Source organism: Mangrovicoccus sp. HB161399 (assembly GCF_013184745.1).
In the GTDB taxonomy this organism is placed as follows: domain Bacteria; phylum Pseudomonadota; class Alphaproteobacteria; order Rhodobacterales; family Rhodobacteraceae; genus Mangrovicoccus.
This window is the reverse complement of the sequence record NZ_JAATVU010000064.1, coordinates 20,733-33,071: the sequence shown is the minus strand read 5'-3', so window position 1 is coordinate 33,071 and position 12,339 is coordinate 20,733. Positions and strand designations below refer to the sequence as shown.

10 protein-coding genes and 2 pseudogenes are annotated in these 12,339 nt (G+C 66.8%); 4 read left to right on the top strand and 8 right to left on the bottom strand.

Features of this window, described 5'->3' with window-relative positions:
* Positions 1 to 236: 236 nt before the first annotated feature.
* From HCC78_RS24875 to HCC78_RS24850, 5 genes and pseudogenes are all read right to left on the bottom strand, one after another.
* Positions 237 to 1,422 (bottom strand): annotated as a pseudogene (locus HCC78_RS24875) (IS3 family transposase).
* Positions 1,423 to 1,693: 271 nt separating this feature from the next.
* Positions 1,694 to 2,056: pseudogene (locus HCC78_RS24865) on the bottom strand (integrase core domain-containing protein); the annotation flags it as partial.
* Positions 2,022 to 3,338, bottom strand: a complete 1,317-nt coding sequence (locus HCC78_RS24860) for a polysaccharide biosynthesis/export family protein (protein ID WP_172331481.1) — start codon at positions 3,336 to 3,338, stop codon at positions 2,022 to 2,024. The pseudogene HCC78_RS24865 and the gene HCC78_RS24860, both read right to left, overlap by 35 nt.
* 157 nt (positions 3,339 to 3,495) lie before the next feature.
* Entirely contained in the window at positions 3,496 to 4,134 is a 639-nt protein-coding gene (locus tag HCC78_RS24855; protein ID WP_172331478.1) for a YjbF family lipoprotein, read from the bottom strand.
* Positions 4,131 to 6,293, bottom strand: coding sequence for a YjbH domain-containing protein (locus HCC78_RS24850; RefSeq protein WP_172331477.1), 2,163 nt, complete (start codon positions 6,291 to 6,293; stop codon positions 4,131 to 4,133). Before HCC78_RS24850 ends, HCC78_RS24855 begins: the two co-directional genes overlap by 4 nt.
* A 253-nt stretch (positions 6,294 to 6,546) precedes the next feature.
* Between HCC78_RS24850 and HCC78_RS24845 the strand changes: the two genes are divergently transcribed.
* Positions 6,547 to 6,972: a hypothetical protein gene (locus tag HCC78_RS24845; protein ID WP_172331476.1), complete on the top strand. Its 426-nt coding sequence runs from the start codon at positions 6,547 to 6,549 to the stop codon at positions 6,970 to 6,972.
* 60 nt (positions 6,973 to 7,032) lie between these two features.
* Here the strand turns inward: HCC78_RS24845 and HCC78_RS24840 are convergent, their stop codons facing one another.
* Complete coding sequence (locus HCC78_RS24840; protein ID WP_172331475.1) at positions 7,033 to 7,233, bottom strand: hypothetical protein; 201 nt, start codon at positions 7,231 to 7,233, stop codon at positions 7,033 to 7,035.
* Positions 7,234 to 7,603: 370 nt separating this feature from the next.
* On the opposite strand from HCC78_RS24840, the gene HCC78_RS24835 reads away from it, so the two are divergent.
* Positions 7,604 to 8,398 carry a metallophosphoesterase gene (locus tag HCC78_RS24835; RefSeq protein WP_172331474.1) on the top strand — a complete coding sequence of 265 codons (795 nt, stop codon included), beginning with the start codon at positions 7,604 to 7,606 and terminating at the stop codon, positions 8,396 to 8,398.
* Positions 8,399 to 8,402: 4 nt separating this feature from the next.
* On the opposite strand, the gene HCC78_RS24830 is transcribed toward HCC78_RS24835, so the two are convergent.
* Complete coding sequence (locus HCC78_RS24830) at positions 8,403 to 8,618, bottom strand: hypothetical protein (protein WP_172331473.1); 216 nt, start codon at positions 8,616 to 8,618, stop codon at positions 8,403 to 8,405.
* A 119-nt stretch (positions 8,619 to 8,737) separates the two neighbouring features.
* Positions 8,738 to 9,427: a sugar transferase gene (locus tag HCC78_RS24825; protein WP_172331472.1), complete on the bottom strand. Its 690-nt coding sequence runs from the start codon at positions 9,425 to 9,427 to the stop codon at positions 8,738 to 8,740.
* Positions 9,428 to 9,932: 505 nt separating this feature from the next.
* Between HCC78_RS24825 and HCC78_RS24820 the strand changes: the two genes are divergently transcribed.
* Both HCC78_RS24820 and HCC78_RS24815 read left to right on the top strand, forming a co-directional pair.
* Positions 9,933 to 11,237 carry a UDP-glucose/GDP-mannose dehydrogenase family protein gene (locus tag HCC78_RS24820; RefSeq protein WP_172331471.1) on the top strand — a complete coding sequence of 435 codons (1,305 nt, stop codon included), beginning with the start codon at positions 9,933 to 9,935 and terminating at the stop codon, positions 11,235 to 11,237.
* A 67-nt stretch (positions 11,238 to 11,304) separates the two neighbouring features.
* Positions 11,305 to 12,318, top strand: coding sequence for an NAD-dependent epimerase/dehydratase family protein (locus HCC78_RS24815; RefSeq protein WP_172331470.1), 1,014 nt, complete (start codon positions 11,305 to 11,307; stop codon positions 12,316 to 12,318).
* The last annotated feature ends 21 nt before the right edge of the window (positions 12,319 to 12,339 follow it).

Below are 12,339 nucleotides of genomic sequence, written 5' to 3'. Positions count from 1 at the left end.
GCCGGGCATCCGCAGAAGCGCATCGACGAACTTCTGCCATGGAGTTTCAAGCCGTCAACCTGAGATCCCGTGAGCCGGGAACACCGCTTACGGGCAGGACAGGATGACGCGTGGCGTACTCACCGGAACGAAAGGCGGCGGTTCTCGCGAAGATGCTGCCGCCGACCAGCACTCCTCTGAACCGGCTGGCGGTTGAAGTGACCTTGCCCCCGGATCCCGGACCGGGGCGATATTCACTATGCGGCCATCTTGGCGGCCATGTCGATCCGTGTCTGCTCGGGCGTGCGGTAACCGATGGTCGAGTGGCGGCGCTGGCGATTGTAGAAAATCGCGATGTATTCGAACAACGCGGCCTTTGCCTCCTGGCGCGACCGGAACCTGGTTCGATGGACCAACTCGTTCTTCAGCGATCCGAAGAAGCTCTCCATCGGAGAATTGTCCAGGCAATTCCCCTTCCGGCTCATCGAGGCGACGGCTTTCCAGGCATCGAGAAGCCGCCTGTAGTCACCGGCCGCGTACTGGACGCCCCTGTCTGAATGACAGATCAGCCCCGGCGCCGGCCGCCGGTTCTGCAGAGCCATGCGCATCGCCTCGACCGCGAGGCTGCTCTTCAGACGCTCGGACATCGACCAGCCGACGATCTCCATGGTCGCCATGTCCTTGACTGCGGCGAGGTAAAGCCAGCCCTCGTCCGTGGGCACGTAGGTGATGTCGGCCAGCCAGATGCGGTCGGGCTCCGAAGCCCGGAAATTCCGCCTCAGCAGGTTCGGGGCGATGCCGAGATTGTGCAGGCTATCCGTCGTCCGCGGCACGCGGCGGCCCCGTCTTGGCGGGAAGATACTGTTTTCCTTCATCAGCTTGGCCACCGTCTTCCGGGCAACCCGGATGCCTTGGTCCCGCAGTTCGGCGTGGATGCGCGGGGCTCCGTATCGTCGGCGACTGGCCTCGAAGATTGCACGTATCCGCGGCAACAGGGCGTCCCGGGATGCCCGGCGCGCCGCCCGTTTCGGGGCGGCGGCACGCCAGGAATAGAACCAGCTCGTGCTGACCGCGAGCACCCGGCACATGAGGCTGACGGCGTGTTCTCCGACATGGGCAGCGATGAAGGCGAGCTTGTCCTTCATGGCTTCGCCGCCCACTGCGCGAAAAAAGCGGAGGCTTTCCGCATGACCTCCACCTCTTCCTTGAGGCGACGGTTCTCGCGCCGAAGTTCGGCCAGTTCGGCGGCCTCGGCCTGCTGCTTGCGGATCGCCTCGGCCGATCCTGCAGCCGCCACAGTTCAAGCCGCCAGCCTTTCACCTGCGACGGCGCCACGCCAAGTTCCCGCGCGACGCTGGTCTGGGTGGCACCGGGCTCCGACAGGCGCGCAACGGCCTGCTCCTTGAACTCGGTGGTGAAGTGACGACGGGGTTGTCTGCTCATAGGGGGTCCCTCTCTCTGGGAGTACTGTAACTCCCAGTCCGGGATCCGGGGGCAAGGTCACTTTGCCAGATCCACCCCGATCATCGTATCCTTCATCTCGCCGTCCTCTCCGCTTCCGTGGCTAACATTCACCACGACCTTGGCACATCGCGATGCCGTCTGGGGAGGGCGGCAACCATCCCATCTAGGGCGGTCCGGCCATGGGACCGCCGCCGACTGCTTCCCTGGGGAGCGCGTCGGCGGTCCCATGGCCTCGCGGCATCTCGTCGGGCCGTTCGGGATTGAGCCAGACCGATCCGATCGGCTTCCAGCAACGCGTGCCGCCTGACCAGCGTTCCGGCCGCGCTGCCCGGGCCAGCTCGTAGACCCGGCTGCGTTTCTCCAGAAGAGACCGCTCCTCGCCGCGGTGGCGCTGTTCGGGCGTCACGAAGCGGATGGCGCTGTGGCGGTGCTCGCGATTGTACCAGCCGACGAATGCCTGCACCCAATCCCGAGCCGCCTCGATGCTGGCGAAGCCGCGCGTCGGCCAGCCAGGGCGGTACTTGCAGGTCCGGAACAGTGCCTCGGAGAAGGGGTTGTCGTTGGAGACCCCATGGGGTCTAGAAGGTTGATGCTTGGACGGTGTTGCCGCCATAGGTGAGCAGTGACGGGACGATCTGGTTGACCACGCGGTTCCAGCGGGTTACCGGCTGCTCTGCGACGAAGATGATGTCGTCCGGACGCAGCTCGAACTTGGTGGCTAGCACTACGTTTGCGGCATTGCGCCCGTCTAGCCGCCAGGCCGTGACCGCGCCGAGGGCCTGCGGATCGGAAGAGCTGCGCAGCACGTAGATCTGTGAGACATTCGCGGTAACGGTCGGAACACCGCCGACTTCGCGGCTGTAGAGTGCATCGGCAAGGTTGGCCCGCTGCTCGAAGGGCAGTTCCATGCGGCCCTGCTGCCGGACCTCGCCGGTCAGGTATACATAGTCGCGGTCCACCGCTCCAAGCTCGGTCCGCGTCATGTAGTTGTCGCGCGCCTCTGCCATCTCGCTCCGGCGCAGATCGATTTCTGTCGTGAGTTCTTCCAGCGCCGCCTGGCGCGAGGACTGGCGGAACCCGGCCAGCTGGATCTGCTCCTGGAAATAGGCCGCGGCCTGATCTAGCGCATATTCGGTATCGACGAAAATGCTATCGCCGTCCACCAGCCGGATCCGCTGCAGCCCGCGCCGCGCATAGAGCTCGTCGAGCGGGATCTGGTAGAGCGTGCCGTCCCGGTAGAGCCGCACCGTGGCATAGGTCCGGTCGGCGACGGTCGTGCCGCCAGCGGCGGCGAGGGCTTCGTCGAGATAGAGCGGCGTCAGCGTGATTGGCGCCACAGCAGGCTGGGCGACGGCGCCGCCAACCGTCACCTTCTTCGAGTTGAACTCGGCGATCTCCAGGCTGAAGGTTGGTTCAATCTGGCTCTCTACGAGGCGCTGGAAGATTTCGGCCTCGGCGTCCTCGAAGGTCTTGCCAGCAAGCTGGATACGGCCGACATTGGGCACTGCGATTGCCCCGTCGTCCTGCACCGTGTAGCCCTGTCGCTGTGTCTGCGCGGCCAGGAGCCCGGAGAGTTCCTCGACCGTCGAGCCCGCCTGCGGCGTGGCCAAGAGGACGACATCGCCGATGCCGATCCGGTAGGGGCCTGGATCGGCGGGCGGCGGCACCCGGGTCTCCATCTGAGCCGGGCGCGATTCGGGCGAAAAGGCGGCATCGGGAAGCGCTTCCATCCCCCGCATGCCGGCTGGTCCGCCCGAGGTCATCGAGAACACGGCCGGCAGCGTCTTGGGCTGGTAGGGCGAGCGGTTCGCCAGAAGCACGTTTTCCGCCGTCACCGGCAGGACGCGTACGGCGGCACCGGAGTTGTCTGTGCCGCGCTGGACCGAGGGGCTCATGTAGATGGCACCGCAGCCGCCGAGGGTGAATGCCAAGCTGAACGCTAACAGGATACGCACGGGGAACTACCTTCTGTCTTGGGCTGCGGGGGAACCTGGGCTCCAGTATCGTGAAGCCGACGCTGCCGGCTAAGCGCAAATTGGGAACTGCGCGCAATCATCGCGGGATCTGCCGGAGTGCGATCGGACCCAGCAGCGGGCTTGCCCATTGGCGGGACTGGCGCACCTCGCCGGTGCCTTCGTCCACCCAGTAGAGATTGACGAAGGACTGGTCCGAGGACTTGCAGTCCTCCTCCATCAGCCGCGTCGTGGCGGTGAAGGGGCCGAGATCGACCTGGCGCGTCCCGCGCGAGGAAACCTTGCAGACGAAGCTGCGGATCACCGTCTGGTTCTCGCCATCGAGATAGCTCTGGAAGCGCGGATAGTATCCCGGAAAGCCGAACAGGATGGCCGCCTGGACCTCGCCGACATCGGCCGACATAATGTCGCCCCCGAGGCCCCGGGTCGCGACCAGGAAGCCGTTCCAGAGGCTCAGGCTGACATTGTCGGGGGAGACCCAGGTGCCGATCCCGTTGCGCTCCTGAAGCTTCAGGAAGGCGGCGAAGCGGCCCTCCTCGTTCTCGACCCCGGCCAGGACGGAAGGCACCCCGGCGCGGGAGAGCTGTTCGTAGCGCCGCTCCGAGGGGCTCTGCCCGCTGTCGCGTCCGGAAAAGATCGAGGAGACCGGATCGGGGAGCGAGCAGGCCCCGAGTAGGAGCACGCCGGCCACCGGCGCCAGGGCGGCAAAGCGGATCATCTCCAGAACCGTCCCCAGCCATCGCCGAGATCCGGTTCCTGGTCGCGGCGCACCAGATCGTAGAGGCGGTTGCGGACATCGAGCTGGGCGCCGCCGTCCCGGGTGACCGGGCGCAGGGTCGTGCCGAAGCCGTCCTTCGAGGGCTGGCCGGACAGCCAGGTGATCGGGATCTCCACCACGATCCCCTTGTCGAAGGAGCCTTCGCCGAACTCGTCGAAAGGCACGTCGGTCAGGGTGAAGAAGGCGCCGACCCGCCAGCCGTTGTCGAATTCCCGGTCCAGGCTGAACGTGGCGCCCCAGTCGCCAGCCAGGTAGCGCCCGGCATCGACCTGCCCGACATAGCCGTTCTGGAAATCGTAATAGACCGAGGCGAAGCCCAAGGCCACGTCGTAGTCTTGGAAGCCGAATCCCATGTCGAAATCGCGCTTCACCGCATAGTCGAGCTCGAGCCCGAGGCCCAGCGGGCTGTCCACCGGCTTCCAGAGGACCTCTCCCGAGGCGCCGCCATACATGCGTTCCAGGTAGCCCGCGGTGAAGCGGCCGTAGACGTTCTCCCCGGGGCGGAAGAAGTATTCCGCCGTCAGATGGGTCATCTCCAGGTCGGTGGCCTGGTAGTAGAGCAGCGTGTCGGTGCGCACATGCGGCAGGTCCGAATTCGGCGGCCGCTCAGAATCGTCGATGTTCCCGGCGATCTTCTGGCGCAGGTTGCCCGAGAAGATCAGCCCCGGCGAGGTTTCCACCCCGGCGCCGAGCTGGAGGCCGACCTCGCCCCGCACCGGTTCGTCGACGTCGAAGAAGAGCGGGATCGCGTAGAGTCCGAGGCCGTATTCGAAATACGGATAGCTGCCCGGCACCGGCACGGGCGGCGCGACGCCCGGGGCTTCCGCATCCTCGATCTGCGCGGTGGAATAGATGTTCCAGGCCCCGTCCAGATCGGTCTCGTAGTGTTCGAGCTCGCTGCGCTCGAGCGTCACCGAGGTCACCGGCATGCCCTGCGCCTGGGTGACGATGGTGATGCGGCCGATGCCGGGCGGCAGCACATGCGTCATGGCGCGCGCCGCCCGGCCGATAGCCTCGGCCACGGCCGGGTAGCGGTCGTTGACGATGTACAGCGTCGCCGAGCTGCGGGCCAGCGTGAGCGAGGTCAGGCGCAGCCCCTGCTCGTCGAGCAGCGCCGCGGCCCGCTCCTGCAGGGCTGCCGGGGCCGGGGCGGGACCGGCGGCACTGGGCGACCAGCCGCTGCCGAGCTCGGGCGCTGCGCTGCGCGGCGCAACCGGCAGCGGCGCCGCCTCGCGGTCGAGGGGGCCGGGCGGGGTCTTGACGTTGAAGCTGTAGCTCAGCATGCCGCTGAAGGTCGTGCCGCCCCCCAGGACTGCCGCGCTCAGGCCGATGCCATTGCCGAACTGGTACTCCGCCGAGACGTTGAGCGGCCCGGCATAATCGAAGATGTCGGCGTCGGATTCCTGGACATAGGCATCGGAGGAATATTCGACATTGAGCTGCAGCTGGTCGGTGGCCTGCCATTCGACCCCGCCAAACAGCGCCGCCGGGCCGCGGAACCACTGGTCGAACTGGACCTTTCCCGCTTCATTGCCGCCTAGCCCAGGACGTGTCTTGAAGCTACTATTGAGAAAGCCCAGTGGATTGTCGAAGCTGTCATGGCTGCCGAGTCGGCCCCATCCGATCCCGCCGGTCAGCCGGACCCCGTCGGCCACGGTCTTGCTGGCGGCAACATATTCCGCGGAATAGACGCCCGTCCCGGTGAAATCCTGCAGGCCGACGGCGAATGCGGGACGGTACTGGCCCTCGTCGATGAAGCGGAAGCCGATGTCGAAGCTGCGGTCGTAGCGGTTGCCGTCGAAGTAGCGCGCCTCGTCGAAGCCCTCGAGGATCGAGTAGCGGAACGTGCCCGAAAGCCGGTTGCTGGCCTGGAAGCTGAGGCTGGTCCGCGACACGTTGTCGAACTGCATGTAGCCCAGCGACATCTGCGCGTCCGGCTGGGAGGTGGCCACCGGCATCTCGACGATGCCCGGACGGCCCATGAAGGACATCTCGGTCCGCGGCGCCACGAGGTCCTGGGCCTTGCCGGACACGGCGAATCCCAGGCAGGCCGTGCCGCCAGCAAGCCATGCCGATGCCCTGAGCTGCCGTCGTCCCATCGTCTGCCGCGATCCTGCCCTGCATGCGCGGCCGCTTCACCCAGCCTGCGCATTGTTCCGTGGTTTTTTAGAATCGTAACATGCAGGAAAACCGGCGACAGACCCGAATTGTCGCGCCGCCGAAAATGATGCTGCACTGCCGCAGACAGGCCACAAATTCGGTTTTCCTGCTGTTTCCGTCCCCGTCCGCGGTCAAGGCAATGTTAAGTCACCTCTGCCAGATCTGCCGCCGGGCCGGACGGGAGGCGGAGAGATGCGGTACCGGCAGGAATGCGCCATCATGCTGTTTGCCGCGATGATCTCGGCCTGCATCGTGCCGGGCTTCCGCTCCCCGGCCGGGGCGGCGCCGCCGGACAGCAGGATCGTGATCCGCAACGACCGCGGCGGCAGCGTTCCGGAGCGGATCGCGCTGATCGAGACCCTGCGCAGGCAGAATTCCCGCGTCGAGATCCGCGGTGCCGAATGCCTCTCGGCCTGCACGATGCATCTGGGACTTCCCGGGGTTTGCGTCGTCCGCCGGACGAGCTTCGGATTCCATGGCCGTCGCATTACGGTGCCGCACTGCGTCCCGGCCAGCTCGAGTACTGGTCGCGCCGCATTGCCGACCACTATCCCGAGCCCTTGCGCAGCTGGTACCTGCGGACCGGCCGGACCCGGATTGCCGGATATTTCCGGCTGAGCGGGGTCGAGCTGATCGGCATCGGAATTCCCCCCTGCTGAGGCAGGGGGGAGGCCGACGTCACTGCGTGGTGGTGGTGGTGGTGGTGGTGGTCACGTCGAGGGCGGTCAGCAGCCCGCCGGCGCTGGCCTGGACCCCCATGTCCGATGCCGACGGGGTGACGTCGTTCGGAGCGGGAAGCTGCAGGTTTTCGTCCGAGGACTGTGCCGATGCGAAGCCGGCGGCCAGGACGAGGGGCAGGGAAAGTACGAGTGTTTTCATCTCACGGAACTCCATTAACTTCCCCCAACGTACAGAATTTCCGCGGACAAGGATAGATGCTGCATCCGCGAAGGCGGGGCGCGGCGGAGTTTTTCGGCCCGGCAGGCCAGATCCGGGCGCGGCGGCCGCCATCCCGCTGCCGCAAGGGGCCGGGACCGTCCGCCGTCCTGCCGCGCGGGCGATGCCGGGGGAAGGCGGGCCGCCCGATTCTCTCCGTCCGCCCGGCCGCGGTCCCAGGGCGGCGGGCGGGACATAAGGGCACGGATTGCCGGGCTGGAAGCCCGGCAGCCGGCTGCTATAGTCTTGCCTTCCGAAGCAACCGGCAGCCCGATCCGCATGATCCCTGCCGCCAGACCAGAGGATGTCAGAGATGAGGCTTCTCCGGAAACTGTTCGGGCAGGCGCCCTCCCGTCCTGCGGCCCGTAATCCCGAAGCCCCGCTCGCCCCGGAGGAGCCATTCTACGCGATCGGCGACATCCATGGCTGCGACCGCCTGCTGGAGCAGCTGCTGCGGCAGATCCGCGAGGATGCCGCGCCGGATATCCCGCGGGTCGTCTGCGTGGGGGACTACGTGGACCGGGGCGAGGACTCCCGCGCCGTTCTGGAACGGCTGCGCCGGCTGCAGGCGGAGCCGGACGTGGCGCTGACCTGCCTGGCGGGCAATCACGAGGACATGCTGCTGCACTTCCTCGACCGGCCGGAAGACGGCGCCTCCTGGCTGCGCAACGGCGGCCTGCAGACGCTCGCGAGCTTCGGCGTCGGCCTGCCCGCGGGGATGTCCGGCGGGGCGCTGGCCGACATCCGCGACCGGCTGGCCGCGGCGATGGGGCCGGACCTGGTTGCCTGGCTGCAGGGCCTGCCGGTCCACTGGCAGAGCGGCAATGTCGCGGTGGTGCATGCCGCGGCCGATCCGGACCTGCCCCTCGGCCTGCAGCGCCGTGACGTCCTGCTCTGGGGGCATCCGGATTTCGGCGGACAGCCGCGCGCCGACGGGGCATGGGTCATCCATGGCCATGTGATCTGCGGGCAGGTGACCCGGGCAGGCGGCTGCATCTCGATCGATACCGGGGCCTATGCCACCGGCTGCCTGAGCGCCGTGCATGTCTCTGCGGAAGGGGTGCGCTGCCTCGACACCCGCGCACAACCCGGGCGCATCCCGGCCTGACGCCTCAGCGTTCCGCCGGGTCGTCGAGGCTCCGGCGGGAGCTCTGCCGCCGCCCGGCCCCGCGATCCAGGCGGGACAGCAGCGCGACAAGCCCGATCCCGAGCAGCGGGCCGATCGCGAAGAACCACGCGAGGATGGCAAGAGGCCCCGCCCCCATGATCCACAGGGCGAGGCTTCCGAAAACGGACAGGAACGGAATTATCAGGACCGAACCGGCCACACCTCCCCCTCCCAGGCAACCGAGGGTTGAACCTTAGGTGTTCCGGGGGCGGATTTCCAAGGAAATCCCGCCGGAGCCGAACGGGGCCCGGCGATTTTTCCGCCCGCGCGGCCGCGCTCTCAGCAGGCGTTCTTGCTGTCGAAGAAGACGCCCAAGGTGCGCGCGCTGATCGCCAGGTCGCGGCCCATGCTCCAGGACTCGACATACTGGGCGTCAAGGCGGACCCGCTCCTCGAAGGAGAGGTTGCTGCGCCCGGAGACCTGCCACAGGCCGGTGATGCCGGGGCGGGTGCGCTCGTAGGCGCGGATATGCACGCCGTAGACATCGATCTGGTCGAGCATGATCGGGCGCGGCCCCACGACGCTCATGTCGCCGCGCAGCACGTTGATGAACTGGGGAAGTTCGTCGAGGCTGGTCTTGCGCAGGAAGCGTCCGATGCCCGGCACGATCCGCGGATCATCGCGCAGCTTGCGCATCACCTCGTATTCGGCACGGGCTTCGGGATTTTCCGCCAGGTATTTCTGCAGGCGCTCCTCGGCATCCACGACCATGGTGCGGAACTTGAGGCACTTGAACCGGCGGCCGCCGAAGCCGACGCGCTCCTGGCAGAAGAACACCGGCCCGGGGCTCATGATCTTCAGAAGCGCCATGATGATCAGGAACGGAAGCGCACTGGCCGCGAGGGCGAGGGACGCGAAGCCGATATCGAAGGCCCGCTTCGGCCAGCGGCCGAGGGGAACGCTGCGCCGCGCGGCGTCCCGTGTCTCTGCGACTTCGGAAACCTGCGGATACTTTGCGGAAGCAGTCATTGCACCCCTTACCCTTGAACGAATGCCGGGCGGCCTTCCGGAATGAGCCGGATCCCGGTTAATTTCACGAACCGGCAGAACTGCACCTGCGAAACGCGCAGGCCGCACTGCCAACAATCCTCTTTGATTTTCCAAAACTTGCCTGATTCGTTAACCACGGTTTCGGCCGCTGGTCCATTTGACGCGGAATTGGCGCAAATTTGCCCAAGTGCCGTGCACTTGTCCGGCATTTGCCCAGACGTTCGCCAGTTCTCCGGTCCTGCTCCCTGTGCGCCGGACCACTGCCTGTGGATCCCGGACCTCTGTCCAGCGGGTCGGACCTAGCGATCCGACTGGCCTTCCCGGCCCTTTTCCGTGCGCGCGGAATAAGGGCGCCGCCGTCCCTCCGGTTGAAAACGTCGCGCTGACAAGCCAGAAGCAGTCAGGATACGGTTGGACCGTGGCAGCGCGGGCCGTCAGATACACGGCGTAATTGGCAGGGAGCCGCTTCCGGCGGTATGTTTTCATGAAGATTGTCATGCTTGGCACTGGCTATGTCGGGTTGGTCTCGGGAGTGTGCTTCTCGGATTTCGGACATGAAGTCGTCTGCGTCGACAAGATGCCTGCCAAGATCGAGATGCTCGAGCGCGGCGAAGTGCCGATCTACGAACCCGGCCTCGATGCCGTCATGGCGCGCAATGTCGAGGCCGGACGGCTGAGCTTCACCACCGATCTCGCCGGTGCCATGGAAGGCGCGGACGCCATCTTCATCGCCGTCGGAACGCCGACGCGGCGCGGCGACGGCCATGCCGACCTGACCTACGTGATGGCCGCTGCCGAGGAAATCGCGCGGAACCTCAAGAGCTTCGCCGTCATCGTCACCAAGTCGACCGTGCCCGTGGGCACCAACCGCAAGGTCGAGGAAACCATCCGCCGCACCGCCCCCGACGCCGAATTCGGCGTCGCCTCCAACCCGGAATTCCTGCGCGAGGGCGCGGCGATCGACGATTTCATGCGCCCCGACCGGGTCGTGGTCGGCGTCGAGGACGAGCGGGCGAAAGCGGTGATGGGCGAGGTCTACCGGCCGCTCTTCCTGCGCGATTTCCCGATCGTCTATACCGACCTGGAATCCGCCGAGATGATCAAGTACGCCGCCAACGCCTTCCTCGCGACCAAGATCAGCTTCATCAACGAGATCGCCACCCTCTGCGAGAAGGTCGGCGCCGACGTGAAGGCGGTTTCGAAGGGCATGGGGCTCGACGGCCGGATCGGCAACAAGTTCCTGCATGCCGGGCCCGGCTACGGCGGCTCGTGCTTCCCCAAGGACACTTCCGCGCTGGCCCGGATCGGCCAGGAATACGCGGTGCCGATGCGCATCACCGAGACGGTGATGGCGGTGAACGACGCGGTGAAGCGGCGGATGATCGACAAGATCGTCGATCTCTGCGGCGGCTCGGTGAACGGCAAGGTGGTGACGGTGCTGGGGGTGACCTTCAAGCCCAATACCGACGACATGCGGGAGAGCCCCTCGCTGACCATCGTGCCCGCGCTGGTGGGCGGCGGCGCGACGGTGCGGGTGGTCGATCCGCAGGGCCGCCGCGAGGGCGAGGCGCTGCTGCCGGGCGTGGCCTGGGAAACCGATGCCTATGCCGCGGCCGAAGGGTCGGACGCCGTGATCCTGCTGACCGAATGGAACGAGTTCCGCGCCCTCGACCTGGCGCGCATGGCCAAGGCGATGTCGACGCCGGTGATGGCGGATCTGCGCAACATCTACGACCGCGGCGACGTGCTTGCCGCCGGCTTCGCCGAATACGCGGCCGTCGGCCGCTGAGACGGTCCCTGCCCGGCGGCGCTCCCGCCGGGCAGGGCGGAACAACCAAAAGCGGAAGCGGAAGACAATGCCTCGCGCCCTGATCACCGGCTCGGCCGGCTTCATCGGTTTCCACCTTTCCAGGCTTCTCCTCGAAGAGGGCTGGCAGGTCTGGGGCTATGACGGGATGACCGACTACTACGAGGTCGCCCTCAAGGAGGCCCGCCATGCCGCGCTGGCCCAGCTTCCGGGCTTCACGGCCCGCGAGGGCATGCTGGAGGATGCCGCCGGGCTCGCGGACTTCGCCGCCGCGGCGAAACCTGACATAATCGTCCATCTCGCCGCGCAGGCGGGCGTGCGCTACTCGATCGAGAACCCCGCCGCCTATGTCGATGCCAATATCGTGGGCAGCTTCAACGTCATGCAGGTGGCGCTGGAGCACCGGGTGCAGCACCTGCTGATGGCCTCGACCTCCTCGGTCTACGGCGCCAACACCAAGATGCCCTATGCCGAGACGGACAAGTGCGACACGCAGATGTCCTTCTACGCGGCCACCAAGAAGGCCAACGAGGCGATGGCCCATTCCTGGGCGCATATCCACGGGCTGCCGATCACCATGTTCCGCTTCTTCACGGTCTACGGGCCCTGGGGGCGTCCGGACATGGCGCTGTTCAAGTTCACCAAGGCGATCCTCGGCAACGAGAAGATCGACATCTACAACCACGGCGAGATGTACCGCGACTTCACCTATGTCGAGGATCTGGTGCGCGGCATCCGCCTGCTGGTCGACGCGGTGCCGCCCGCCCCCGATGCCGGCGCGGCGCCGGTCGCGGGCGACAGCCTGAGCCCGGTCGCGCCCTGGCGGGTGGTCAACATCGGCAATTCCCGCAAGGAGCGGCTGCTGGATTTCGTCGAGGCGATCGAGGCCTCGACCCGGCGCAAGGCGATCCGCAACTACATGCCGATCCAGCCCGGCGACGTGCCGGCGACCTGGGCGGATGCCAGCCTGCTGCAGGCCCTGACCGGCTACCGTCCGCAGACCGACATGCGCGACGGCGTCGCGAAATTCGTCGAATGGTACCGGGACTACTACCAGGTCTGAGCGCCGCGCAGCCCCGTCGCG